The organism is Paenibacillus sp. FSL L8-0644, from assembly GCF_038008165.1.
Classification (GTDB): Bacteria; Bacillota; Bacilli; order Paenibacillales; family Paenibacillaceae; genus Paenibacillus; species Paenibacillus polymyxa_D.
Genome location: NZ_JBBOYN010000001.1, coordinates 3,511,498 through 3,537,691, shown reverse-complemented (window position 1 = coordinate 3,537,691; position 26,194 = coordinate 3,511,498). Strand labels below are relative to the sequence as shown.

Annotated in this window: 21 protein-coding genes; 20 read left to right on the top strand and 1 reads right to left on the bottom strand. The window is 45.9% G+C overall.

Annotated features, from left to right (window positions below; translation table 11 throughout):
• The first annotated feature begins 198 nt into the window (after window positions 1-198).
• Window positions 199-1,530, top strand: coding sequence for a PhoH family protein (locus tag NSS94_RS16035; RefSeq protein WP_029517767.1), 1,332 nt, complete (start codon window positions 199-201; stop codon window positions 1,528-1,530).
• Between the two features lie 101 nt (window positions 1,531-1,631).
• Here NSS94_RS16035 and NSS94_RS16030 read toward each other — a convergent pair whose 3' ends face one another.
• The gene (locus NSS94_RS16030; protein WP_341039646.1) at window positions 1,632-2,717 is read right to left on the bottom strand and encodes a coiled-coil domain-containing protein; all 1,086 of its coding nucleotides are present in this window, start codon (window positions 2,715-2,717) and stop codon (window positions 1,632-1,634) included.
• 297 nt (window positions 2,718-3,014) lie between these two features.
• Here NSS94_RS16030 and NSS94_RS16025 point away from each other — a divergent pair, with 297 nt between their 5' ends.
• From NSS94_RS16025 to spoVE, 19 genes are all read left to right on the top strand, one after another.
• Entirely contained in the window at window positions 3,015-3,665 is a 651-nt protein-coding gene (locus NSS94_RS16025) for an RsfA family transcriptional regulator (RefSeq protein ID WP_039272257.1), read from the top strand.
• Window positions 3,666-3,791: 126 nt separating this feature from the next.
• The gene (locus NSS94_RS16020; RefSeq protein WP_341039645.1) at window positions 3,792-4,751 is read left to right on the top strand and encodes a ketopantoate reductase family protein; all 960 of its coding nucleotides are present in this window, start codon (window positions 3,792-3,794) and stop codon (window positions 4,749-4,751) included.
• Window positions 4,752-4,755: 4 nt separating this feature from the next.
• Window positions 4,756-5,145, top strand: coding sequence for a DUF3397 domain-containing protein (locus tag NSS94_RS16015; protein ID WP_013311106.1), 390 nt, complete (start codon window positions 4,756-4,758; stop codon window positions 5,143-5,145).
• Between the two features lie 152 nt (window positions 5,146-5,297).
• A complete protein-coding gene (locus NSS94_RS16010; RefSeq protein ID WP_341039643.1) occupies window positions 5,298-7,001 on the top strand; it encodes a peptide ABC transporter substrate-binding protein in 1,704 nt (567 codons plus the stop codon).
• Window positions 7,002-7,203: 202 nt separating this feature from the next.
• Window positions 7,204-8,136, top strand: a complete 933-nt coding sequence (locus tag NSS94_RS16005) for an ABC transporter permease (protein ID WP_029517763.1) — start codon at window positions 7,204-7,206, stop codon at window positions 8,134-8,136.
• A gap of 4 nt (window positions 8,137-8,140) precedes the next feature.
• Entirely contained in the window at window positions 8,141-9,091 is a 951-nt protein-coding gene (locus NSS94_RS16000) for an ABC transporter permease (RefSeq protein ID WP_029517762.1), read from the top strand.
• Between the two features lie 11 nt (window positions 9,092-9,102).
• Complete coding sequence (locus NSS94_RS15995; RefSeq protein ID WP_341039642.1) at window positions 9,103-10,041, top strand: ABC transporter ATP-binding protein; 939 nt, start codon at window positions 9,103-9,105, stop codon at window positions 10,039-10,041.
• A gap of 122 nt (window positions 10,042-10,163) precedes the next feature.
• A complete protein-coding gene (gene bshC, locus NSS94_RS15990; protein ID WP_340932660.1) occupies window positions 10,164-11,795 on the top strand; it encodes a bacillithiol biosynthesis cysteine-adding enzyme BshC in 1,632 nt (543 codons plus the stop codon).
• Window positions 11,796-11,860: 65 nt separating this feature from the next.
• On the top strand, window positions 11,861-13,126 hold the full coding sequence (locus NSS94_RS15985; RefSeq protein ID WP_341039640.1) for an adenosylhomocysteinase: 1,266 nt from the start codon (window positions 11,861-11,863) through the stop codon (window positions 13,124-13,126).
• A gap of 332 nt (window positions 13,127-13,458) precedes the next feature.
• On the top strand, window positions 13,459-13,896 hold the full coding sequence (mraZ, locus tag NSS94_RS15980; RefSeq protein WP_013311099.1) for a division/cell wall cluster transcriptional repressor MraZ: 438 nt from the start codon (window positions 13,459-13,461) through the stop codon (window positions 13,894-13,896).
• A 17-nt stretch (window positions 13,897-13,913) separates the two neighbouring features.
• A complete protein-coding gene (rsmH, locus tag NSS94_RS15975; protein ID WP_023989455.1) occupies window positions 13,914-14,864 on the top strand; it encodes a 16S rRNA (cytosine(1402)-N(4))-methyltransferase RsmH in 951 nt (316 codons plus the stop codon).
• A 24-nt stretch (window positions 14,865-14,888) separates the two neighbouring features.
• Window positions 14,889-15,269 carry a hypothetical protein gene (locus tag NSS94_RS15970; protein WP_029517759.1) on the top strand — a complete coding sequence of 127 codons (381 nt, stop codon included), beginning with the start codon at window positions 14,889-14,891 and terminating at the stop codon, window positions 15,267-15,269.
• A 60-nt stretch (window positions 15,270-15,329) separates the two neighbouring features.
• Window positions 15,330-17,684 (top strand): penicillin-binding transpeptidase domain-containing protein, encoded by a 2,355-nt coding sequence (locus NSS94_RS15965; RefSeq protein ID WP_341039639.1) that lies wholly within the window; start codon window positions 15,330-15,332, stop codon window positions 17,682-17,684.
• A gap of 82 nt (window positions 17,685-17,766) precedes the next feature.
• On the top strand, window positions 17,767-19,683 hold the full coding sequence (locus tag NSS94_RS15960; protein ID WP_025721601.1) for a stage V sporulation protein D: 1,917 nt from the start codon (window positions 17,767-17,769) through the stop codon (window positions 19,681-19,683).
• Between the two features lie 55 nt (window positions 19,684-19,738).
• A complete protein-coding gene (locus NSS94_RS15955) occupies window positions 19,739-21,226 on the top strand; it encodes a UDP-N-acetylmuramoyl-L-alanyl-D-glutamate--2,6-diaminopimelate ligase (RefSeq protein WP_341039637.1) in 1,488 nt (495 codons plus the stop codon).
• Window positions 21,226-22,629 carry a UDP-N-acetylmuramoyl-tripeptide--D-alanyl-D-alanine ligase gene (locus NSS94_RS15950; protein ID WP_341040416.1) on the top strand — a complete coding sequence of 468 codons (1,404 nt, stop codon included), beginning with the start codon at window positions 21,226-21,228 and terminating at the stop codon, window positions 22,627-22,629. The genes NSS94_RS15955 and NSS94_RS15950 overlap by 1 nt, the downstream gene beginning before the upstream one ends.
• Before the next feature lie 22 nt (window positions 22,630-22,651).
• A complete protein-coding gene (mraY, locus tag NSS94_RS15945) occupies window positions 22,652-23,620 on the top strand; it encodes a phospho-N-acetylmuramoyl-pentapeptide-transferase (RefSeq protein ID WP_013311092.1) in 969 nt (322 codons plus the stop codon).
• 4 nt (window positions 23,621-23,624) lie between these two features.
• The gene (gene murD / locus NSS94_RS15940; protein ID WP_341039636.1) at window positions 23,625-25,046 is read left to right on the top strand and encodes a UDP-N-acetylmuramoyl-L-alanine--D-glutamate ligase; all 1,422 of its coding nucleotides are present in this window, start codon (window positions 23,625-23,627) and stop codon (window positions 25,044-25,046) included.
• A 49-nt stretch (window positions 25,047-25,095) separates the two neighbouring features.
• A complete protein-coding gene (spoVE, locus tag NSS94_RS15935; RefSeq protein ID WP_318627865.1) occupies window positions 25,096-26,193 on the top strand; it encodes a stage V sporulation protein E in 1,098 nt (365 codons plus the stop codon).
• The last annotated feature ends 1 nt before the right edge of the window (window position 26,194 follow it).

Sequence of the window (26,194 nt, the reverse complement as noted above, 5' to 3'; positions counted from 1 at the left end):
GTCCAGTGAGCAATCACTGGGCCTTTTGTGTCTAAATTCAAAAATGGACAGGCTCAGAGGCTATCTTCACTTACAACTTTTCGTTGTTTTATGCTGCTTTGGGGTTCTTTTTTCAGGGAATCAGCAAGTATTAGGTACCCGGTGAATAGGTATAGGTATGAAACACGAGATTGTCCACGCCGCTTTGGAGGGGATTTAATGAAGAAAATTTTTGTGCTGGATACGAATGTGCTGCTGCATGATCCGAAAGCCATTTTTACCTTCAAAGAACATGAAGTTGTTATTCCAGCTGTAGTTCTGGAAGAAATCGACTCCAAAAAACGCAACGCGGATGAGATTGGACGGAATGCCCGCAATGTATCGCGATTGTTGGACGGGTTGAGAGAAGTGGGCCATCTGCATAGTGGCGTTCCACTTCCCCAAGGTGGAAGGCTTAAGGTTGAGTTGAACCACCGAAGTTTTTTGAAAGTTCAGGAGATGTTCGGGGAGGTTTCGAACGATAACCGGATTTTGGCGGTCGCCTTGAATTATCATCTGGAAGAGCAGGAGCAGCCTGAGCCGCGTTCGGTCGTTTTGGTCAGTAAAGACGTGCTGGTCAGGATCAAAGCAGATGTATTGGGACTGCTGACTGAAGACTACCTCTCCGATAGAACAGGCGATTTAAGTGAGCTATACCCCGGATACTCGGCAATACAGGTGCACCCGTCCATCATAGATGAATTTTACTCTAACCGTTTTTTACTAATCAAGTCACTGGAACTACCTTATACACTGTATCCACATGAATTTGTCATTCTGAAAGATGAAATGGGAACTGGAAAATCAGCATTACTGAAAGTTAACCAGGAGGCAGAGCGATTAGAGCCGCTGTACTTGAGTAACGAATCAGTATGGGGAATCAGCGCGCGCAATGCTCAACAGAGGATGGCATTGGAGCTTTTGCTTAATGATGATATCCCTCTCGTGACCATTACAGGAAAAGCGGGTACGGGCAAAACGTTGCTGGCGCTGGCGGCAGGTTTGCTTAAAGTAGAGGATGAACATCGCTTCAAGAAACTGCTGATTGCTCGACCTGTTGTTCCTATGGGCAAGGATATTGGTTATTTACCAGGAGAAAAGGATGAAAAGCTTCGTCCATGGATGCAACCAATCTACGACAATCTGGAATATCTGTTTGATGCCAAAAAATCAGGTGATATCGACAAAATTTTGATGGGCTTGGGCAGTATTCAGGTGGAGGCACTTACTTATATTCGCGGACGTTCGATACCTGGGCAATTTATTATAGTCGATGAGGCGCAGAATTTATCCCGACATGAGATTAAAACGATTGTGTCTCGGGTGGGTGAGGGAAGCAAGATCATTTTGATGGGAGACCCGGAGCAGATTGATCACCCTTATCTGGATGCAGCCAGCAACGGTTTAACCTATGTAGTGGAGCGGTTTAAGCAAGAAGGGATTAGCGGGCATATCATGTTGGAAAAAGGAGAACGCTCCAAGCTCGCACAGTTGGCAGCCGATCTGCTATAAAGTCCATATCGTTATTACAAATAACAAGACCTCGGGAATATCCCGGGGTCTTGTTTTATACGCGTGAAAATTCAGAACATTGAAGGCAAGCAAAAGCCAGTTTACTTAAAATTTAATTCGAGCTTAACTTCAAGCATTCCTGCTAAAGTGCGTACTTCTGTGGCTTTGACATAGGAAATAAGCTGCTGTGGGTAGAAACCCAGATCAAAATCCCTTTCCAGCTTGTTGCGGGTCGTATCAGGTAGTTCCAGACCATTAAATACTAATCGATCCACATGAAATAAAATTGAATTTTTTGGTTCATTCTCCACCGTGTAGTGACCTTCTACCCTTAATTTCATCGTTCCTTGTTGGCCTTCTACCATAATTTGATCCTGCGCAAATGTAAAGTTGAAGTGATTAAACAATTCATTTTCTGACTTTAAAAAACGGTTAAAGTCCTCTTCACGAATGCTTATCGTAATGACTTTTCCATTTGTAACCATGGCACCTTGTTGTTGTTGAATGAATTGCGGTAAATCCTGCATAGCTTGAGCTAATGCTTTAAAGTGTTTATTTACCTCGTAGACACCTACATTCTCCCAATAAGCTGTCATTTCGCCAATTAGCTTGCGTAGGGTATCCGGGTCATTACTGGCGTTAACGCCGTCATTTACACGCGACTGAAGCAGGACAATGCGTTTACGTTGAGCCAGTAAGCTTGTTTTGACTGTCTCCAATTCCATTGAGGCTTGGGTGACTTGTTGTTCTGTTTTTCGCATAGATTGATAATTGGATTCGTATTCTTGAAGCACATCCTGATCGTGACTAATCAATAACAAGTAGTAATCGTACAGAGAGAGAAGTTGCCTTATACTTTTTGCCCCTAGCACCACACTTAACAGCTTGTCCCTTTCCCCCATATAATAAGATCGCAGCACAGAGCCTGCACGCTTCCGTTGTATGGTCATTTGCTCTTGCTGAACGGTGAGGTTACTTCGCAGTTCCTGCTGGCGCTGCAAAAGAGTCTGTTGCTCCTGACTGATTCGCTCAATTTCATGGTCTATCTCTACAATCGACAGGCTATCTTGTAAAATCTGACTTTCTTCTTGGGAGGGAGCGGCTAGAGTAGGACGTACATATATGAAAGTTAGCAACATAATGGTGCTCAGCAGGGTGCTGATTGTGATTTTTATTCGTTTGTTCATTTGGTTTCCCCTTTTGTGTATTCCCGAAAAAAACTAATAGTAATGTATATGATCCTTTCTGTTTCTTTAACCATTCATTTTATTGTACAGCAGTCTGAGCATGCTTGAAACCCGAAACTGTTTACGTTCACGTATGAGTTCTTGCAGAAATGGAAATACAATTTAGTATCAAATAGATTCTATGAACTCTACGAGAGGCATAGGAATGAATAAACAGCTTTTATACCCTATTCAAATACCGGCAGGATCGGTTCATGAAGACGGTTATTTCAGGATGTTGTTAGGAGGGCTAGAGGCATGACTGCAATAAGACAAGATGCATGGAGTGTGGAAGATGACTTGATATTGGCGGAGGTGACATTGCGGCATATCCGTGAAGGTGGAACGCAGCTTGCTGCGTTTGAGGAGGTTGGACAAAAGATAGGAAGAACCTCTGCAGCATGCGGCTTTCGTTGGAACAGTTGCGTGCGCAAACGTTACGATGAAGCAATTAGCATTGCCAAAGCACAGCGCCAGAAGCGCAGTTATATCCGCAAGCAGAACCCGGTAGGTGTATCACAGGTTGCGGCTTTTGCCTCGCTTGATACAGTTGAAGGTGGGTACAGAACAGATGGTACGAGTGAGGATACATTATCTATTGATGCAGTAATTCGTTTCTTGCGTCAATGGAAGGGATCCGTCCAGGAAACGAATCGGCAGATTAAGATGCTGGAGAAAGATTTACGGGAAAAGGAAGAAGAATTGAATCAGCTTCGCTCCATTAATGACCGGCTGTCCAAAGAAGTGAATGAGGTGCAAACCGACTATCGTGTTGTGAATGATGATTATAAAGCTCTGATTCAGATTATGGACCGGGCTCGGCGCTTGGCTCTAATTACTGAAGATGAGGAAGAGCTTAAATCCAGATTCAAAATGGACGCCAATGGGAATCTGGAGCGCATTGAGTAACAAGATTACTTCTGCAATTCTGAAATAAAACGTCAACTAGCGCTTTGCCGTAGTTGGCGTTTTTTGTATTTCTTTAGAGTGCATATGATATAGTAGAAAAAAAGATGGAAGCGAGACGATACAAAGGTGATTGATATTATTGGAGCGGGTTCGCTGGGATTGTTGTTTGCCGGGAGGTTATCTGCCTCGGGTACAAAAGTAAGGCTGTGGACACGTACACTTGAGCAGGCACGCGTCATTACTCATGAAGGAATTACTGTGTTTGATAAGGAGGGACAGGTGGCAATACATGTGTCCGGAGATAAATTGAAGGTAGCGCCATTGGCAGATTGGCAACGGTTAAATTCACAGGATCCGGCACGATGGATAATGCTTATGACCAAACAGGGGGCGATTGAGGAAGTATTAGAACAGATCCAGCCTGCAGCTCAAATGGACAGAGCTATAGGAATCGTTTGCTTGCAAAATGGAATCGGTCATATAGAACGCATTAGAAAGGCTTGGCCTAAAGCTGTGGTATATCCTGCTGTGACGACTGAAGGAGCCAAGAGGCAGGGAGTCGCATCTATTGTACATGCAGGATCGGGTGTTACTGAAATAGGTTGTTCGGAGGAAGGGGAGGAGTCGAAGAACAATAATTTTAACCAATGTGTGCTAAATCGGCTGCTTGCAGCAGGATTTGACGCTTGCTTGTCGAAAGAAATCGAGAACGGTATGTATCGCAAGTTGTTGATCAATGCTGTAATCAATCCGCTGACGGCGGTATGGCGAGTTCGTAATGGCGAGCTGCTTTCGCACCCTATTCGAATACATATGATGCGCAGGTTGTACGATGAAGGCATTCAAGTGTATGAAGCTCATGGTATCCACTGGGAAAACGCATGGTGGGAGCAAATTATAAATGTATGCCGGTCAACGGCAGAAAATCACTCGTCCATGCTAGCTGATGTACTTGCACAGTCCATGACGGAAGTTGCTTCAATTAACGGACAACTGGTGCAGATGGCAGATCAGGCTGGGGTTACTGCACCAACTCATGAGGTATTGTGGCAATTAATTGAAGGTATGCGGCTAAAAGAGGGGTGATCAGTTGAGTCTTATACAAGGTACTATTATCACTTTCAGTATTCTTCCCTTTTTTCCGTTTTTGATCGTGTTTGCGGTTTGTCGCTACATTCTTAAAATGGAAAAAAAGAAATCGTTACTTACTTCTATGGATATTACCACGTTTTTTCTGATATTTTCCGTCGCAGCACTCTTTAACGTCATTTTTACATCTCGATTCGGTTTTTATTTGATTCTACTGCTCCTATTACTGGCCTTGGGTTTAATTGGAGGAGCTCAAAATCGAATAAAAGGGAAGGTTGATGGTAAAAGATTATGTAGAGCGGTCTGGAGATTAACTTTTATAGCAATGACATTGGCGTATATTTTGTTGACTGTTGTTGGCATATTTAAGAATATATTCAACATCATGTGATATAACATGACATGAAATGGTGAAAAAATATGAATTAATCATGTTTTTTTGAAAAAAAGCTCAATTTGAAGAAATGTAATGTAGATTTTTTTGACCGCTGGTTGTATAATCTATAAACATATACCACTTTAGAACTAGGGGGAAAACGCTAGATGAAAAGGAAAAGCTTTTTAGTCCTTTTGACACTCATTCTTGCAGTTGGCGCATTGCTCGCAGGTTGCGGCTCCAGCAAGAACGATACCAATGGTAAGGGCGCACAAGAAAACACCTCGACTACGCCGGCTCCGGCCGACAAACAAATTTTGCGCATTAACCTTTTGTCCGAGCCGCCAACTTTTGATCCGGCACAGGCTCAAGATACTCAAGCAAACACTGTTTTAAAAACAATGTATGAAGGTCTTGTTCGCATGGGCCCTGATGGTAAAGAAATTCCTGGCGTAGCTGAATCTTGGAAAATTTCCGATGACGGCAAAACCTATACGTTCAAGCTTCGTGATACTGCAAAATGGAGTAATGGCGACCCAGTCAAAGCAAGCGACTTCGTATTTGCTTGGCAACGGGTATTGGATCCTTCCACGGCTCCTGCACCTCCATATGCTTACCAATTGTACTATATCAAAAATGCTGAGGGTTACAACCTGAGCACTTCCAAATCTTTTAAAGGTACTAAAGTTACGGACTTCAAAGATGTAGGTGTCAAAGCAGTTGACGACCATACATTGCAGGTAGAACTGGAACATGCAACACCTTACTTCCTGGGATTGACTTCTTTCTACACCTATTATCCGGTGCATCCGTCTGTTGAAGGAAATGATAAATGGGCGACTAAAAAAGAAAGCATGATCACTAACGGGCCTTTCACATTGTCGACTTGGGAGACAGGTCAAAAGATCGAGGTTTCCAAAAGCGAGAATTATTGGGGTAAGGACGAAATTAAACTGAAGAAAATTACAATGTCCCTTGTAAACAGCGGTGCAACAGAACTCGCTTCTTACAGAAGTGGACAACTTGATTATGCAGGTAAACCTAATGGCGAAATTCCTGCAGACCAAATGATGGCTGTGAAAAATGAAATGCCTAACGAATTCCAGGCTAAAGGTATAGCAAGCACCTATTACTATTTGTTTAACGTCACCGAAAAACCGTTCAATAATCTTAAAATTCGTAAAGCATTTGCAATGTCGATTCAACGTCAGCCGATTGTTGATAGAGTAACGATGGGTGGAGAGATTCCTGCTTACGGCTTTGTACCTCCGGGTATTAAAGGTTTATCTCAGGAATACCGTAATGAACATAAAGATGATTATTTCAAAGAGGATGTAGCTGAAGCGAAGAAATTGCTTCAAGAAGGTATGAAGGAAGAAGGAGTAACTTCACTCCCTCCAATCACTCTACTCTACAATTCTACTGAAGGACACCAAAAAATTGCTTTGGCAGTTGCAGATATGTGGAAGAAAAGCCTGGGAATCGACGTGAAAACGCAAAACCAGGAGTGGGGCGTATTTATCCAAACACGTAACAAGTTGAATTTCCAAATTGCTCGTGGTGGATGGTCTGCAGACTTTAATGATCCGATGACATTCCTGGATATCTGGACAACTGGTAATGGCAACAATAATTCTGGATATTCTAATCCTGAATATGATGGTTTGATTAAAGCGGCTAAAACAGAAACTGATCCAGGAAAACGCATGGAAATATTTGCGAAAGCAGAGAAGCTTCTTGTTCAGGATGATATGGTTTTACTGCCGATTTATTACTACTCTAATACTTCTTTGACGAAACCAAATGTAAAAGGCGTTGCCTTGGATTTTAGTGGTGCAATTGATTTTACAAGAGCTTATATAACACAGTAAGTAGCTGATACTTGATTCTGAAGTTGAAGAGTTACTTCGGGATATATATGTGGGTACTGCCATATATATCCCGTTTTTTTTGTGTGTGAGGGTTCTTCTTAATATGATTAAATTAACCATGCATATAAGTAGATTGGACAACCCAACTCTATTTCTATAGAATCGAATGGTGTCGAAAAAATATGGGGGGTGTAAACGGGCGATGGCGCGTTATTTGATCAGTAAATTTATATTTATGCTTATTTCTTTGCTCATTCTGATCTCTGCGACGTTCTTTCTGATGAAGGCAATTCCAGGTAACCCTTTTATGAGCGAAAGAGCGACGTCTCCTGAGATTCAAGCCCGATTAATGGAACAGTATGGGTTGGATAAGCCTGTATATGTACAATATTTTAAATACTTAGGTGATATTGTTACGGGTGATTTTGGTATTTCTATGAAAAAATTGAATCAAGATGTGAGCGACATTATTGGACAGACCTTTATGGTATCATTAAAATTAGGTCTGGTAGCAATTATTGTCTCCATTATTGTCGGTATTTTACTAGGCATGCTGGCGGCTTTGTACCATCGTAGACTCATTGATACCGTAGCGATGATATTGGCAATTCTAGGTATTGCGGTTCCCAGCTTCGTTTTGGCATCATTAATCCAGTTCTTTTTTGCCCAAAAGTTGGAATTGTTTAATGTTATGGGTTTTGAGGGCCCAATGGACTACGTTCTGCCTGTTGCGGCTTTGTCCGCTCAACCAATTGCGTTTATTGCACGATTGACGCGTTCCAGTATGATAGAAGTACTGCATGCAGATTATATCAAAACGGCCAAAGCTAAAGGCTTGAAATCCATTACGATCATGTTCAAGCACGTTGTGCGGAATGCTATTTTGCCAGTTGTTACCTACGTAGGTCCAATGACAGCGAATATTATTACCGGATCTGTGGTTATTGAACGGATTTTCGGGATTGGCGGTATTGGTAAAGTGTTTGTGGAAAGTATCACAAGCCGTGATTACACTATGATTATGGGGATAACGATTTTTTACGGTGTTTTGCTTATGTTAGCGCGTTTTATTACAGATGTCGCGTATGGGTTTATTGATCCTCGGATTAAGCTGTCCGGCGGGAAGGAGGGGTAACTTTATGTCTGTGAAAGACAATGCTGTGAATTTGGATAAACTTCAGGTGAAACCGGAAGATTTCCAAAAAATAGGTGTCGATGAAAAGCAGTCTGAAGTTATTCAGCGAGAAAGCTTATCTGCTTGGCGCGATGCCTGGGAACGACTTCGTAAAAACAAGGTTGCAATGACTAGCTTGATTGTTTTAGTTCTGATTGTGCTTTTTTCTTTAATCGGCCCGATATTGTCACCCTATAATTATTACTCTAATGATTTACTCAGCACGAATCTGCCACCTTCCGCGGAGCATTGGTTCGGTACGGATGATCTTGGACGTGATATGTTTGTCCGTACATGGATGGGAGCACGGATTTCCTTGACGATAGGTCTGGCTGCAGCTTTGATTGATTTGCTGATTGGTGTTATTTATGGTGGAATTATGGGTTACTTTGGTGGCCGCGTTGATGAAATCATGAATAAATTTTCTGAAATCTTGTACTCCATTCCTTACTTGCTTGTTACGATCCTGTTGCTGGTTGTACTGGAGCCAAGTATCACTACAATCATTATTGCGCTTTGTGTGACCGGGTGGATTAACATGTCGTGGATTGTACGTGGTGAAATGATGCAACTCAAAAACAGAGAGTTTGTACTTGCTTCCCGTTCCATGGGTGCTGGAGCAGGTCGTTTGCTTTTCCGCCACCTCTTGCCTAATGCAGTAGGTCCGATCATCGTTACATTGACGTTGAGCGTTCCGACCGCTATTTTTTCCGAAGCTTTCCTGAGCTTCCTCGGGTTAGGGGTACCGAATCCGGAGGCATCGCTGGGTTCAATGATTGAATCAGCTCTGACCGGGTGGATGTATTACCCGTGGCGGATGCTTTTCCCGGCAGGTTTGATCAGTTTGATTATGCTTGCGTTCAACCTTTTTGGCGACGGCTTGCGTGATGCGCTTGATCCGAAGTTGAAGAAATAGGAGGTGAGATCATGGTGAGTAGCAACAATTTAATTGAGGTTGAAGGTCTTAAAAAGTATTTTAATGTTGGCAAAAACCGTGTGCTCAAAGCGGTGGACAACCTGAATTTCTATATTCGTGAGGGTGAAACGCTGGGTATGGTTGGCGAATCCGGCTGTGGTAAGTCTACAGCGGGTCGTACGATTTTGCGCTTGTATGAACCTACAGCAGGAAGCGTACGTTTTAACGGGACAGATATTTACAAATTATCACCGAGTAAAATGAAAGCCATGCGCCGTGATATGCAGATGATCTTTCAAGATCCATATGCATCATTGAACCCGCGTTTTACTGTTTCTGATATTATTGGTGAGGCGCTGGATATTCACAATATGGCGGGTAGCCGTGCAGAACGTAAGAAACGGATTGAAGAGTTACTTGATCTGGTTGGTTTGAACCCTGACCATGCAACACGCTATCCGCATGAGTTTTCTGGTGGTCAACGTCAGCGGATCGGTATTGCACGCGCACTAGCGGTTAATCCTAAATTCATCATTTGTGATGAGCCGATTTCAGCTCTTGACGTATCTATCCAGGCTCAGGTTGTCAACCTGCTAAAAGAGCTTCAAGAACGTTTGGGTCTGACATATCTGTTCATTGCGCATGATCTGTCGATGGTTAAGCACATCAGTGATCGGGTAGCTGTAATGTATATGGGGAGAATGGTCGAGCTTGCAGAAAGCGCTGAGTTGTATGCAAATCCGATCCATCCTTATACGAAAATGCTTTTGTCGGCGATCCCACTTCCTGATCCAGAAGTAGAAGCTAACAAAAAACGGATTATTATACCAGGCGACCAAGCAGGCCCGATTCATGATGCATCTGGCAATAAGACAGGGGCTTATAACCTGGAAAATGCCACGCTCATCGAAGTGTCTAAAGGACATTTTGTAGCTGAGCCTTACGCCTGATCTTGTTTTATGCAACAACCGCCGAGTTATTCGGCGGTTTTTTTTGTAGGAAGCTTTGACGTGGACATGGGCTTTCGGTACAATCAAGCAGTAAGGTTTTGGTGGAGACAGGAGGCAGACCCATGAAAATAATTCCGGAAACGCTTCGTGGAGGGTCGGCTTTGGCAGAAGATTATATACAGGGTACAGGACGCGCAAGCGACTTGTATGAATATAATGTGCTGCACGCCGATGCTTATGCCCAACGGGCGAAGTGGCTGGATAAGACGGGGCATCTGCGATTAAACCGTAAGGATGTCGTAGCATGTCTTCGTATATACAATGAGAAATACAATTCGTATGAGGCGGTTCGTGCTTCATTGGACCGTCTGGATAGTCCAGATGCCTTAGTAGTAGCTGGCGGACAGCAAAGCGGGCTGTTCACAGGTCCGATGCTGGTCATTTACAAAGCCGCTACAATTATTAAGGCAGCGAGAGAAGCTGAGGAACGGCTTGGACGTCCGGTTATCCCCGTCTTCTGGATTGCTGGCGAAGATCATGACTGGGATGAGGTCAATCATACATACGTAATGGCAAATGACCCACAAGCCGTCAAAATCAAGCTGAATAAGCAACTAGAACGCCGTTCTTCGGTTAGTGCGATTAAAGTTGATACTGTTGAGTGGAAGCAAGCGATAGCGGATATAGAGCAAAGCTTGCCAGATTCAGAACATAAGGCTGATATAATGCGCATGATTGAGAACGGATTAACGGACTCATATGGACTGAGTGAAGCCTTTGCCAAGTTGCTGGGCCTTTTGTTCGGCAGCTATGGATTAGTACTTTTAGATTCAGCAGATCCTTCGCTACGCAAGCTGGAAGCATCCGTTTTTAAGCGGCTGGTTCTGCACAATGATGAGTTGGAGCAGGCTTACCGGACGACTGCCACGCGGATCGTAGATTATGGCTATCATTTACAAGCGGATGTGCATGAAGGCGGCGCGAATCTCTTTTATATCCATGAAGATGAACGTTTGCTGCTTTTCAAAAAAGCTGGGCTATTCACAGATCGACACGGTCTGGTGGTGTTTACTGTGGATGAACTGCTTGAAGAGATAGATAGACATCCCGAACGTTTTAGTAATAATGTGCTAACTCGTCCTCTAATGCAGGATTCACTGTTTCCGGTGCTGGCATCTGTGCTGGGTCTAGGAGAGATTGCTTACTGGGCGATTACACGGGATGCTTTCGGGGTGTTGGAGATGCAGATGCCGATACTGCTGCCACGGATGTCTTTTACGTTGGTAGAGTCAGGTGTGGAGAAGCATATGCTTAAGTATGAATTAAGTTTTGGTCAAGTTCGAGACGGACTTGAGGAACGGAAAAAGCAATGGATTGCCACTCAAGATCGGCTTGGAATGCAGGATCAGTTTTCCGGGGCAAAGGAAGCTTTTGTCCGCATGTACGAACCGCTTGTGCAGCAGACAGGTTTGATTGAAAAAGGTTTGCTACGGCTTGGAGAAACCAACCGCGATAAGATTCTGTCACAGATCGCCTATCTGGAGGCAAAAGTTCAGGAAGCGTTGCTTCGACAAAATGAAACAGCACTTCGCCAGTGGGATCGTATTGAATGGTCGCTTTTCCCATTTGGACAGCCGCAGGAGCGGGCGTATACGATCTATCATTTTCTGAATCGTTATGGTCTCAGTCTGATGGATACGATTATGAATGTACCATTGGATTTGACGGGTACGCATCGTGTTATTTATGTATAATTTGTTGTTTTATATAGGATTTATCATGGAATAAAATTTAACCAATTTGAAGGAGGAAACAAAGTATGACTTCCCATTCTCTGCAAAATAGCATAGTTCACGATCTTAAATTGGCTCCTGAAGGTCATTTGAAAATTGATTGGGTAGAAGCACATATGCCGGTATTGAACCGTATACGTCAACAATTCGAGCAAGAGCAGCCTTTTGCTGGTTTGAAGGTAACCATCTGTCTACATCTGGAGGCCAAAACGGCTTATTTGGCTAAAGTGGTACAAGCAGGTGGAGCGCAGGTAACTATTACGGGTAGTAATCCATTGTCCACACAAGATGATGTTTGCGCCGCATTAGTTGAAGATGGCGTTACAGTATTAGCTAAATACAATCCGGACCCAGAAGAATTCAAAAATTTGCAAATCAAGGCACTGGAAACAAAGCCGGATCTCATTATAGATGATGGTGGTGACTTGGTTACTCTGTTGCAATCCGAACGGCCTGATCTGATTTCTACGATCCGTGGGGGAGCAGAGGAGACAACTACTGGCATTATTCGTTTGAAGGCATTGGAAAAAGAAGGGCAACTTCACTTTCCGATGGTGGCTGTTAATGATGCTTACTGCAAATATTTGTTTGACAACCGCTATGGTACAGGACAGTCAGCTTTCGACGGCATTATTCGTACGACTAATCTGGTTGTAGCCGGAAGTACAGTGGTTGTGGTAGGTTATGGCTGGTGTGGCAAAGGGGTTGCAATGCGTGCGAAAGGGTTGGGAGCCAACGTTGTTGTAACCGAAGTTGATCCAATCAAGGCTGTAGAAGCCCATATGGATGGTTTCCATGTGTTACCAATGGTAGAGGCTGCCAAACTGGGTGATTTCTTTATTACAGTAACTGGTAACAAGGCTGTAATTACAGGGGAACACTTTGATGTGATGAAGGATGGGGCTGTGCTGTGTAACGCAGGGCATTTTGATGTGGAGGTTAGTAAGCCTGAGCTTGCTAAACGTTCTGAATCCATTCGTACGGTGCGTCGTAATATTGAGGAATATCGCTTTAAAGATGGACGTAAAATGTATTTGCTGGCAGAAGGACGCCTCGTGAATCTAGCTGCCGCCGATGGTCATCCAGCAGAAATTATGGATACGACATTTGCGCTTCAGGCGCTTGGCTTGAAATACGTGAATGATCGTTACAATGAGCTTGGCAAAGCCGTTATTAATGTACCTTATGAAATCGATGAGCAGGTAGCTCGATTCAAGCTTGATAGTCTGGAAATCCAAATTGACACGTTAACTGAAGACCAAAAGGTCTATTTGGACAGCTGGAACGCGTAATCGGATTTTTTCGTCACGATTTTCGCTGCAAAAGTGTTGTGTTTTTAATGCAAGTGTTTGTTTAGGTTGACATAATGGACAGAGAGTAAGCCCTTTATTCCGTGTGGTTTCGAAACCTGATGCATATTGTCGGGTGCCGGCTTCATGGGATAAGGGGCTTTTTTGTATCTTATGACGCAGGGCTACAATAACAGACATAATGCTATGGATCCAGCTTCTATCACTTTTTGGTAATGAAAAAGAGGTCTTTGATTTTTTAAAGCGAATCTATTATGCTTAGGTGGTGGAAAGTGGGCCAAAGTGGGAGAATGGGGTAAGGGGTGACGAAACCAATGTTTATGGGGGAGTTCCAACATAGCATTGATGAGAAGGGGCGGCTTACTGTACCGGCCAAGTTTCGTGAACTTCTCGGTGCCTCGTTCGTGGTTACCCGCGGGCTGGACCAATGCCTCTTCGTGTATCCTATGGATGAGTGGGCTGTCATGGAGAAAAAACTTAAAGCACTGCCTCTGATGAAGGCCGATGCGCGGGCGTTTACCCGTTTTTTTTTCTCGGGGGCGACTGAATGCGAATTGGACAAACAGGGCAGGGTAAATTTACCGGGGAATTTGTGCGAATACGCCAAGCTTACTAAAGAGTGCGTCGTATTGGGAGTGTCCACCCGTGTAGAGATTTGGAGCAAGCACACTTGGGAGCAATATTTCAACCAATCAGAGGAAGCATTTAATGACATTGCTGAGAAATTGGTTGATTTCAACTTTGAATTGTAATTTAGGAGGTCAGCCGTTTGTTTCACCACATTACCGTACTCAAAGAAGAAGCAACACAGGCACTAAACATCAGGCAGGACGGGATTTATGTGGACTGCACGTTGGGAGGGGCAGGACACAGTTCCGTCATTGCATCACAGCTTGGCCCTGAGGGAAGGCTTATTGCCTTTGATCAGGACGACTGGGCATTGAACAATGCGCGAGAGAAGCTGTCAGCCTATGAAGGAAAAATTTCATTAGTGAAATCTAACTTCCGCCACTTGCAGGACAAGCTGACTGAATTGGGATTGCCCGAAAAAGACGGCGTCCCGCAGGTCCAGGGTATTTTGTTCGATCTGGGTGTGTCCTCGCCCCAGTTCGATGAGGGGGAACGGGGATTTAGTTACAATCATGATGCGCCGCTTGATATGCGGATGGATCAGAGTAGCTCGCTTACGGCTTACGAAATTGTCAATGAATGGTCGGAAGCAGAGATTGCGCGTATTTTGTTTCATTACGGAGAAGAGAAGTTTTCACGACGGATCGCAAAGATCATGATTGAACGTCGATTGAACAAGCCTATTCACACAACAGGGGAACTTGTCGATATTATCAAAGAAGGAATTCCGGCTGCGGCACGCAGAACCGGGGGACATCCGGCTAAACGCAGTTTCCAGGCTTTGCGGATTGCTGTAAATGATGAGTTGGGTGCACTGGAAGATACTTTGCATCAGGCAATAAGATGTCTGGCTCCAGGAGGCAGAATTTCGGTCATTACATTCCATTCTCTGGAGGATCGGATATGCAAGCATATTTTCAAGGAGTATTTGGCGAAAAGCATCTATCCATCTGATTTGCCTATTTTGGAGGACAAAATGATAGGCGATCTGAAGCTGGTGAACCGTAAGCCGATTGTAGCGTCAGAGCAGGAATTGGAGCTTAATCCACGGTCCCGGTCAGCGAAGCTGAGAGTTGCCGAAAAATTGTAAATTTAATGGAGAAGGAGAGGCGACATGGCTTATACACGCGGTAATTTGGCTGTAAAAGAAAGAGCCCGTCAGGAACAGGTTCAGCAACAACGGTATCGTGAGACCACCAAAGTCGTTACACGCCGCAGAGAGCTGCCGATTCGAGAAAAGCTGCTGTATCTATTGACACTTGTAGCGTGCATTGTCATTGCTGGTATGTTGATTGGCAGGTACGCTCACATTTATCAAATCAATTATTCGATTAATACGGCAAGCAAGGACATTTCCAAATTACAGACCAATATCGCCCAACTGAAGATTCAAAAGGAGCGTCTGGAAAATCAGATCGTGCCGACTGCAAAGGAACAGGGATATATCGAACCAACAAGAGAGCCCATTCGTGTGGAAAAGCAGGCTGCCAAATAGTTAAGGGCATAGCATCAAGCTATGCTCTGACGTACATTTTTTTGCAGAGAGGTTTGAGCTATGGTCAAAAGAATAAAGCTTCGTACACTGCTGATAGGGGGATGTATTACCCTCTTTTTTCTTGTTCTGCTACTTAAGGTATTTTGGATTCAAGTTGTGAGCGGGGAGTACTGGCATAACCTGGTAGTTACTCAAGTGGAAAAAGATCAGGTGATTCAGCCCAAGCGTGGAACCATTACGGACCGTAAAGGAAACGTATTGGCTACGGATGCACCGGCTTATACGGTAGTTGTCAATCCTACCATCATTCAGGAGTATGATTTGGAGAATGAGGTTGTAGCTAAGCTACACCAATTACTCAAAACACCTGAGGATGAGCTGAGAAGGCATCTTTCTGCAAAGGATAAAGCGGGGAACTACTTAAAAAACCGTGAGATCCGCAATGGAGGCTGGAAGGTAGATCCTGAGGTCAAGGCACAAGTGGATACGTTCAAAGAGTATTTGAAGGATAAGTATCAAGTAATTGGAGCTGTGGACACTGTTCAAGGATCCAAACGCTATTATCCAGAAAATAAGCTGGCTTCCCATGTTCTTGGCTATCAAAGAAAAGATGGCACAGCAGGTATGGGGTTGGAAGCTTATTATAATAAAGAGCTCTCGGGGACGGCTGGAAAGCTTCTGTATCAGCGGGATCGGAAGGGAGTTCCTCTTCAAGGATCGGGAAGTGTCTATGAGCCGGCACAAAATGGTAAAAATTTAAAGCTGACGATTGACGATACGATTCAGTATTATATAGAGGATGCCATGCAGGAAGCTATTGCAAAATACAATCCGAAAACGATGACTGTGGTAGCGGCTGATCCCAAAACGATGGATGTTCTCGGTATGGCGACCTACCCGAATTTTAATCCCAATACATATGGGAGTACACCTTTGGAATATTTCCGTAATAATGCTACTCAGTCCATCTACGAGCCGGGCTCCACGTTTAAGATTGTAACCTTGGCTGCCGCGGTTCAAGAAAAGGTATTCAATCCGAATGAATCCTACCAATCTGGTATGATTCGGGTCGGAGGCTGGGATATTCGTGACGTAAGCCGTAACTGGGGAACGTTAACTTATCTTCAGGGGGTCAAGCGTTCGAGTAACGTCGGCTTTGTCCATCTGGGGCTGGATAAGTTGGGTGGCGAAAGGCTGAAGAAATATATTAATAACTTTGGATTCGGAGTGAAAACGGGCATTGATCTTCCGAGTGAGTCTACCGGAGCTATCACATTCCATACCCAGTACAAATCCGAGGTCGCAACGGCGTCATATGGACACGGACGTGTCCAGGTGACGCCAATCCAGCAGGTAGCTGCTATCTCGGCAATTGCTAACGGGGGGAAGCTGATGCAGCCTCATCTGGTAAAGGAAATTATAAACCCAGATACAGGCGAAGTGCAGACGATTCAGCCAAAGGAAATCCGCCAAGTGATTACTCAGGAATCTGCAGCTCAGACAAGTAGCTATCTGGAGCAGGTTGTGTCTGACCAGGAAATTGGTACGGGACGCCTTGCTTATATCGACGGATATCGTGTAGCTGGTAAAACAGGTACAGCGACGAAGGTCGTTGGAAAAGTATATGACCATTCGAAGGATGTCGTGTCCTTTATAGGTTTTGCACCGGTAAATGATCCGAAAATGGCTGTTTTGGTTGTTATGGACGAACCTAACAAATCGGTAGGCGGCGGTACAGCAGCAGCGCCTGTATTTAAAAAAATTGTATCCCAATCGTTGCAATATATGGGTGTTCCAAAAACGGGAACTAAAACGAATAAATCAGGTGGCGCTGTTGTAAAAACAGTGAATTTGCCAACGGTACCACAATTAACGGGTCAGGTGAAGAAGGATGCGCAAAACGCATTGCTCAAACAGGGGATTGCCTATGAAACGGTAGGCAAAGGCTCCAAAATTGTTCGCCAGTATCCTGAAGCAGGCGTCAAAATGAAACCCGGACAACGCATTTACTTGCTGACTGAGGATAGTGCCAACATGACTATTCCTGATTTTACAGGTGTTTCGTTGCGTGACACACTTCAAGTTCTAACCCTTATGAGGGTTGGTGTGCAGGTAAGCGGCGAAGGTTATGTCGTCTCTCAAAAGGCGCAAATGGTAAATGGAAAGCGAATCGTCAGTGTGATGCTTCAGCCGGCCAAAGAAACGGTGACCGGAGTGAAACCGGAGGATACACAGGACTCGACCAATGGAGTTGCAGCTAACCAGATTGGGAGCGCAACAAAAACGGAGGCCGATAATAAAAACAAATCCGGTACTACTGCCGAAGCTGGAACAGATGCGGGAGCTCCTAAGAGAGGAATATCGGCTGTTGCAGATGAGAAAAGTGCTGCTGAGATTAAAGGCGAGGATAACTGATAGCTTGTTCTTAATGTTCGTTCTTTTGAATATTCATGAGGTAAGACATGTCATGAGTATTTGAGGAACGGAGGGAGCGCGTTTGAAAAAATCTAACGTGACCATGCGGCGAAGGCTGGTATGGGGGCTAATGGGATTATTTGTACTGTTTGCGGCCTTGTCGATCCGGCTCGCCTATGTTCAATTGGGTAAAGGAGGCGAGCTCTCGGCCAAGGCTGAGGATTCGTGGCGCCGCAATATTCCATTTGCCGCCAAGCGTGGCGAAATTTTGGATCGGCAGGGTACGGCGCTGACCTACAATGTCAGTTCGCCCACAGTCATGGCGATACCAGTACAGATTAAGAAGCCGGAAGAAACGGCACGCAGGCTGGCGCCCTTGCTGGATATGAGTGAGGATAAAGTGCTCAAGCTGATTACCAAACGAACAGCAAGCCAAAAACTTCAGCCCGGCGGACGAAAAATTACGATGGAGAAAGCGCAGCAAATTCGTGATTTGAAGCTGCCGGGTATCGTTGTTGCTGAAGACAACAAACGTTATTATCCTTATGGTGATCTAGCCGCTCATATTCTTGGGTTTACAGGAATTGATAATCAAGGGCTGACAGGCGTAGAGAAGCAGCAAAACAGTAAGCTTCGGGGAATTGACGGAAGTATTGCATATTTATCAGATGCAGGTGGTCGTCTGATGCCAGGTTCTTCCGAAAAATACATTGAACCGAAGGATGGACTGAATTTACAATTAACCATTGATAAGTCTGTGCAGTCCATTATGGAGCGGGAGCTTGACCAAGCCATGGTCAAATTTCAGGCGAAGTCCGCGTTGTCTATAGCTATGAACCCCAAGACGGGTGAAATATTAGGCATGGCTGGACGACCAAGCTATGAGCCAGCGCTATACAAGCAATATGCGCCTGAAATCTACAATCGAAATCTGCCTATCTGGATGACATATGAACCTGGGTCTACTTTTAAAATTATTACATTGGCGGCTGCCTTGGAAGAAAAGAAGGTCAATCTCAAAAATGACCGTTTTTTTGATCCGGGATATATTGAAGTCGGTGGAGCACGCCTGCGTTGCTGGAAGAAAGGCGGACATGGGAGCCAAACTTTCCTTCAAGTGGTGGAGAATTCTTGCAACCCTGGTTTTGTAACATTGGGGCAGCGGTTAGGCAAAGAAACACTGTTCAAGTACATTCGCAATTTCGGCTTCGGCAGCAAAACGGGGATCGACATGATTGGTGAGGGCAATGGCATTTTGTTCAAGCTACCTCAGGTCGGTCCTGTAGAACTGGCGACGACCGCTTTTGGTCAAGGGGTGTCTGTCACCCCGATCCAGCAGGTTACGGCTGTATCAGCGGCAATCAATGGCGGTAATCTTTACAAGCCTCACATTACAAAAGGTTGGGTTCAGCCGGGAACCGGAAAAGTGCTGGAAAAAGTAGAACCAGAACTGGTACGTAGGGTCATTTCAGAGGACACCTCCCGACAGGTAAGGGAAGCGCTGGAAAGTGTCGTTGCTAAAGGTACAGGTCGTCCTGCTTTTATTGAAGGCTACCGGGTGGGAGGTAAAACGGGGACAGCACAAAAGGTGATTAACGGGCGTTATTCTTCCTCGGAGCATATTGTATCCTTTATTGGTTTTGCACCGGCAGATGATCCGCAAATCGTCGTCTATACCGCTGTCGATAACCCGAAGGGCATTCAATTCGGCGGGGTTGTTGCTGCGCCAATCGTGCAAAATATTTTAAAGGACGCGCTGATTGCCTTAAAAATACCACCTCGCACCAATCAAATTGCCAAAGAGTACAAGTATGGAGAAAATCCGATCGAAACGGTACCTGATCTGGTAGGTGCTACTGCAGCTGATTTGTACGAAGATATGAATATGAACTTTATGCTCGTAAAATCCGGGTCAGGCAAGACGGTCGTGAGTCAGGCGCCGAAGCCGGGCTCCAGATTGGAGCGGGGATCAACGATCCGTATTTACATGGGGGATTGATAGGTTCATTTTATACCATACTATGAATAACGAGAGAGCAATGGAGGAATGAAAGATGCAGCTTCAACAATTGGCTTCACTGCTGGCCGTCTCCCGTGTCGTGGGTGACGGTACAGTGGATTGCCGAGGAATCGGGGCGGATTCACGTCGAGTGCAACCGGGAGATTTATTTCTGTGTCTGCCAGGTTTTACAGTGGACGGACATGACTATGCTGAGCAGGCAATTGCGTCCGGAGCGGCAGCTTTGGTCGTTGAACGGGAACTGGATGTACCTGTTCCGCAGCTTGTAGTTAAGGATGCACGACATGCCATGGCGGTTTTGGCGGATTATATGTTTGATTCACCGAGCCGACGCATGCGCATGATCGGCATAACCGGAACCAACGGTAAAACAACGATAACTTATCTGATTGAAAAGATCATGAAGGACGCCGGGGTGAACACCGGACTGATTGGTACGATTCAAATGCGTTACGGTGGTCAGTCTTATCCAATGTCTGGCACTACGCCCGAAGCGGTGGAACTTCAACGTTATCTGGGAAATATGGCAGAGCAGGGGGTTCAATGCTGTGTCATGGAAGTATCCTCACATGCGTTGGAGCAGGGTCGCGTCAAGGGAACTGATTTTCGCACAGCTATATTTACAAACCTGACGCAGGACCACCTGGACTACCACAACACAATGGAGGAGTACCGTGCTGCAAAAGGACTTTTGTTCTCTAGGTTGGGAAATGCTTTCTCGCGCGATGCATCAGATAGCAAATATGCTGTTCTGAATGCAGACGATCCGGCTTCTTCCTATTTGCAGGCTCAAACTGCGGCCCAAGTGATTACATACGGCGTGGAAAAGGAATCTGATGTGCAGGCATCTCGTATCACTATTGGTGCCAAGGGAACCTTCTTCCATGTGTCCACTTTTAAAGGAGATACCGATATTGAGCTTCGAATGGTGGGCAAGTTCAATGTGTACAACGCACTGGCGGCCATTACCGCAGCTCTGCTGGAGGGAATTTCGCTGGCGGATATCAAGAAGAGTCTAGAGTCTATCGCAGGCGTAGATGGGCGGGTAGAGCCTGTAGATGCGGGTCAGCCCTTTGCTGTTATTGTAGACTATGCCCATACACCGGACGGATTGGAAAATGTCCTTCGCACCGTAAAGGAATTTGCGGTCGGTAAAGTATGGTGTGTATTTGGATGCGGGGGTGACCGGGATCGTACCAAACGTCCGTTGATGGGGAAAATTGCTGCGCGTTACAGTGATCATTCGTTTATTACTTCCGACAATCCGCGGACAGAGGACCCGAAAGTGATTTTGAAAGACATCGAACAAGGGCTGATTGACGAAGGTATACCCGCAGAACGATACGAATTGATCGTGGATCGCAGAACTGCAATTCATAAAGCTGTTGAAATGGCAAGCCCTGACGATGTAGTATTGATTGCGGGAAAAGGTCATGAGACTTACCAGTTGATCGGAAAAACGGTGCATGAATTCGATGACCGCATCGTAGCCAAAGAAGCGATAAGGGGTTTATCCAAGTGATGAAAAGAACAATCGGTCAGATTGCATCTATGTGTGAAGGAACACTTCACGGAGAAGCGGACGCCGAACAGATAGTCGAAGGCGTTTTTACAGATTCTCGCAGGCCGCAGAGCCAAGGGTTGTTTGTTCCACTCGTGGGCGAACGATTTGATGGGCATAATTATGTGCAGCAGATCGTAAGTGAGGCAGGTGCAGCTGCATTTTTATGGCAAAAGGATCATGGCGTACCTCCGGCTGAGAACGCTATTGAGGTAGAGGATACGTTTGAAGCCCTTCAGCATCTAGCAGCTGCATACTTACGCGAAACTGGCGTTTCTGTCGTTGGGATCACGGGAAGCAACGGCAAGACGACAACGAAAGACATCGTAAACGCTCTGCTGGGCACGACTTTTAAAGTACACAAAACCGAAGGAAATTATAACAATCATATCGGTTTGCCTTTAACGGTACTGTCCATGCCGCAGGATACAGATATTCTCATTCTGGAGATGGGCATGAGTGGACGTGGAGAGATTCGTCTGCTGGCTAATATTGCCCAACCAGATGTAGCTATCATAACGAACATAGGCGAATCGCACTTGCTGCAGCTTGGTTCTCGTGCGGAAATCGCTCGTGCAAAGTTGGAAATCACAAGTGGCCTTAAGCCCGGTGGTTTGCTGATCTACAACGGGGATGAACCACTGCTTTCACAAGTGTTGGCGGAGTCTGAAACGGTCAAGCCTGAAGGTTTAAAATTATTTACGTTCGGGCTAGCTGCAGTCAACGATGACTATCCAACGGAAATCACTTCGGATGGAGAAGGTAGCTTATTCATAACAGCCCAATCTGGCAAAGAGGCTTTCCGACTTCCCTTGCTTGGTCAGCACAATGTTGTAAATGGTTTGGCAGCACTGGCGGTAGCGCGTCATTTCAATGTCGATGCAGACCATATACGTAAAGGGTTGTCGTCTTTAAAACTGACGGGCATGCGCATTGAGGTCGTGAACTGTCCTAATGGACTTACTGTGCTAAACGACGCTTATAACGCCAGTCCGGCTTCAATGAAGGCTGCAATTCAGACGTTGTCTGCGTATAAAACGGATGGACGTAAAGTCGCCGTACTTGGTGACATGCTGGAGCTGGGATCTGAGGAAAAGCAATTCCATGAGGAAATTGGAATTTTCGCGGCAAAGCACGACGTAGAGGTACTGTTTACCTACGGTGCGTTAGGCACTTCGATTGCACAGGGCGCGCAAGGGTTGATGCCAGCTGTTAACGTGCACGCTTATACAGATAAGCAAGAGTTGATCCAGCATTTGCGGGTTCATCTCCACGCCAATGATATTGTGCTGGTTAAGGCATCCAGAGGGATGCGACTAGAAGAAATTGTGGATGCGCTGAAAAACGGTCCGCTACAGAACTGATGTTGACGAGAGGGAGACTCCCATGGATATTCAATTATTACTGCTGACGATCGTCGTATCGTTTATACTGGCGGTCATTGCCGCTCCACTGCTCATTCCGCTGCTGCGGCGAATGAAATTTGGCCAGCAGGTCCGGGATGACGGGCCACAAAGCCATCTTAAAAAGATAGGTACGCCTACAATGGGCGGTATCGTGATTCTGGTGGCTTTTACGCTGACCTTTCTTAAGTTTTCAGCTATCAAAAATACGGACTTTTACGTTCTGCTGGTTGCTACGCTCGGCTTTGGGCTGATCGGCTTTTTGGACGACTATATCAAAATTGTATTCAAACGCTCGTTAGGCCTGACGGCACGTCAAAAGCTGTTTGGACAATTATTGTTTGGCGCGATCATGTGCTGGCTTCTGCTTAGCAATGATCATAGTACTGCGATCGGCATCCCTGGAACGTCATGGTCATTTGATTGGGGCGGCTGGTTCTATTATCCTTTCATCATTATCATGATGCTGGCAATTAGCAACGCTGTCAATTTCACGGATGGGCTGGACGGGCTGCTGTCCGGTACAAGTGCCATTGCCTTTGCTGCTTATGCCATTGTCGCGATTCAGGCAACCTCGCTTCCGGCAGCAGTATGCTCAGCAGCTATGATCGGCGCTGTACTAGGATTTCTAGTATATAATGCTCATCCTGCCAAGGTGTTTATGGGTGACACAGGCTCGCTGGGAATCGGCGGCGCCATAGGTGCCATTGCCATCGTTACGAAAAGCGAAATTTTGTTTCTCATTATCGGCGGTGTATTCGTAATTGAAATGCTGTCCGTGGTCTTGCAGGTAGCTTCCTTTAAAACACGTGGCAAGCGTATTTTCAAAATGAGCCCGATTCATCATCATTTCGAGCTGTCCGGCTGGTCCGAATGGCGCGTAGTTATTACATTCTGGGCTGTAGGACTGCTGTTGGCAGGACTCGGACTTTATCTCAACAAGGGGTTGTAGACCAATGAACCATCCAGACGCATACAGAGATCAGGAAGTCGTCATTATCGGTCTGGCCAAAAGCGGCGTGCAAGTTGCCAAGGTGCTGCACCAGGCCGGAGCGAAGCTGACAGTCAATGATAAAAAAGATAGGGAACAATGTCCCGAAGCTTCTGAATTAGAGGCTTTGGGAATTTCCGTTTTATGCGGGGGTCACCCAGAGGGGTTGATTCATCATGGAGTGAAGCTGGTTGTCAAAAATCCAGGCATTCCTTATACGGCCCCTCCCGTACAGAAAGCTGTCGAGCTCGGCATTGAGGTTGTGACCGAGGTTGAGGTCGCCTACCATCTATGTAAAGCTCCGATCATCGGAATTACTGGCTCCAACGGAAAGACGACCACGACCACTTGGGTAGGCAAGCTGTTGGAGGCATCCGGCATGAATCCAATCGTGGCTGGTAATATCGGTACGCCCTTATGTGAGGCGGCTGTGGACGCCAAGTCGGATGAGTGGATGGTTGTGGAGCTGAGCAGCTTTCAGTTAAAAGGAACAAAGGATTTCAAGCCCGCTGTGGCCTGCCTGCTCAATGTAGCAGAGACCCATTTGGACTATCACGGAGGCATGGAGGACTACGTTGCATCCAAGGCGCGTCTATTTGCCAATCAAACGGCGGCGGATACTGCGGTGGTGAACTGGGACGACCCCGTCTGCCGGGAGCTCGTACCCTATATAAAAGCGAAGCTGCTTCCGTTCTCTATGACAGAACTTTTGCAGGAAGGGTTGTTTGCTGATCCGCCATACATACCGGATGTGACGGACGATATTGAACGTAGCATCGTATACCGCGATGGAAATGGTGTGCTGCATCCCATTATAGGCATAGCTGAGATTGGACTTCCGGGTCGTTTTAACGTAGAAAATGCTCTTGCTGCTTGCGCAATCGCCATTGCTGCAGGCGCAGAACCAGCAAATTTGGCGGAACCATTAAGTACTTTTCGCGGCGTAGAACATCGGCTTGAATATGTTTTAGAACAGGCTGGTGTAGCTTATTACAATAATTCCAAAGCAACCAATTCGAAAGCAACGATGATGGCCTTATCTTCCTTTAAGCAGCCTATTGTACTCATTGCCGGAGGATTGGATCGTGGCTCTGATTATACAGAGCTCGTACCTTCTTTACAGGAAGGTGTGAAAGCCGTTGTGCTCCTGGGTGAGACACGGCATAAGCTGGCTGAGCGGGCCAAGCAGGCCGGAATAGAGCATGTCAAGGTCGTCGATAATGGGGAGGATGCCGCCGCTACGCTCGTGGAGGCTGTGAACAAGGCTGCTGAATTTGCTGAGACGGGAGATGTGGTATTACTCTCACCCGCCTGTGCAAGCTGGGATATGTTCCGATCCTATGAAGAGCGTGGACGTATTTTTAAAGAGGCGGCGCATAAATTGTAAGTAGGGGGGTTGGATAAGCCCCTACTTTTATGCAAGGGGTGGCCTCCTGATGAAGCAGTCTCGTCCAGCGCCGGATCTATGGCTTTTCGTTTGTATTGTAAGCTTATTAGCCATCGGCATGGTTATGGTATATAGTGCGGGCGCCGTCCTCGCTTTTCACGAGTACGGGGACTCCTACTATTTTGTTAAGCGACAATTGCTGTTTGCGGGGCTCGGCCTAGTAGCGATGTACTTTACTGCCAGAACGGACTACCGGGTCTGGCAGAAATATGCCAAGGTCGTATTGTTGATCTGTCTAGCGCTGCTGGTTGCCGTATTAATTCCCGGCATTGGTGTAGTAAGAGGCGGGGCACGAAGCTGGCTCGGTATTAGCTCTTTCGGCATTCAGCCTTCCGAGTTTATGAAGCTGGGTATGATTCTTTTTCTCGCTCGTTGGCTCAGTCGTCCTGATTATCATATTAGCTCTTTTACGCGCGGCCTGTTGCCGCCGCTTGGACTCATGGGACTGGCTTTTGGGCTTATTATGCTCCAGCCCGATTTGGGCACAGGTACGGTAATGATGGGAGCGTCCATGCTCATCGTATTTACGGCAGGCGCGCGTATGAAGCATCTCGGTCTGCTGGCTCTGTCGGGAGCAGCGGGGTTTGCTGCACTGATTGCAGCTGCGCCTTATCGACTCCAGCGCATCACAGCTTTTCTGGACCCTTGGTCCGATCCGCTTGGCGCAGGCTATCAAATTATTCAATCGCTATATGCGATTGGTCCTGGCGGGCTGGCGGGCTTGGGACTCGGAATGAGTCGACAAAAATATAGCTACGTTCCTGAGCCGCAGACTGATTTTATTTTTTCCATTTTGGCGGAGGAGCTTGGCTTTATCGGTGGAATGACGGTGCTGGGGCTCTTTTTGGTTCTCGTGTGGAGAGGAATGCGTGTCGCTATAACCATTCCGGATACCTATGGTAGTTTGCTTGCGGTGGGTATTGTCGCAATGGTCGCCGTACAGGTCGTCATTAATATTGGTGTCGTTATCGGTTTAATGCCGGTGACAGGAATAACACTGCCCTTAATCAGCTATGGAGGTTCTTCTCTGACCTTAATGCTAACTGCTCTGGGCATTTTACTAAATTTATCACGTTATGCGAGGTGAA

Coding starts and splice junctions, on each gene's coding strand:
- NSS94_RS16035 (WP_029517767.1), top strand. CDS start 199: ATGAAGAAAATTTTTGTGCTGGATACGAATGTGCTGCTGCATGATCCG.
- NSS94_RS16030 (WP_341039646.1), bottom strand. CDS start 2,717: ATGAACAAACGAATAAAAATCACAATCAGCACCCTGCTGAGCACCATT.
- NSS94_RS16025 (WP_039272257.1), top strand. CDS start 3,015: ATGACTGCAATAAGACAAGATGCATGGAGTGTGGAAGATGACTTGATA.
- NSS94_RS16010 (WP_341039643.1), top strand. CDS start 5,298: ATGAAAAGGAAAAGCTTTTTAGTCCTTTTGACACTCATTCTTGCAGTT.
- NSS94_RS16005 (WP_029517763.1), top strand. CDS start 7,204: ATGGCGCGTTATTTGATCAGTAAATTTATATTTATGCTTATTTCTTTG.
- NSS94_RS16000 (WP_029517762.1), top strand. CDS start 8,141: ATGTCTGTGAAAGACAATGCTGTGAATTTGGATAAACTTCAGGTGAAA.
- NSS94_RS15995 (WP_341039642.1), top strand. CDS start 9,103: ATGGTGAGTAGCAACAATTTAATTGAGGTTGAAGGTCTTAAAAAGTAT.
- bshC (WP_340932660.1), top strand. CDS start 10,164: ATGAAAATAATTCCGGAAACGCTTCGTGGAGGGTCGGCTTTGGCAGAA.
- NSS94_RS15985 (WP_341039640.1), top strand. CDS start 11,861: ATGACTTCCCATTCTCTGCAAAATAGCATAGTTCACGATCTTAAATTG.
- mraZ (WP_013311099.1), top strand. CDS start 13,459: ATGTTTATGGGGGAGTTCCAACATAGCATTGATGAGAAGGGGCGGCTT.
- NSS94_RS15970 (WP_029517759.1), top strand. CDS start 14,889: ATGGCTTATACACGCGGTAATTTGGCTGTAAAAGAAAGAGCCCGTCAG.
- NSS94_RS15965 (WP_341039639.1), top strand. CDS start 15,330: ATGGTCAAAAGAATAAAGCTTCGTACACTGCTGATAGGGGGATGTATT.
- NSS94_RS15955 (WP_341039637.1), top strand. CDS start 19,739: ATGCAGCTTCAACAATTGGCTTCACTGCTGGCCGTCTCCCGTGTCGTG.
- NSS94_RS15950 (WP_341040416.1), top strand. CDS start 21,226: ATGAAAAGAACAATCGGTCAGATTGCATCTATGTGTGAAGGAACACTT.
- mraY (WP_013311092.1), top strand. CDS start 22,652: ATGGATATTCAATTATTACTGCTGACGATCGTCGTATCGTTTATACTG.
- murD (WP_341039636.1), top strand. CDS start 23,625: ATGAACCATCCAGACGCATACAGAGATCAGGAAGTCGTCATTATCGGT.
- spoVE (WP_318627865.1), top strand. CDS start 25,096: ATGAAGCAGTCTCGTCCAGCGCCGGATCTATGGCTTTTCGTTTGTATT.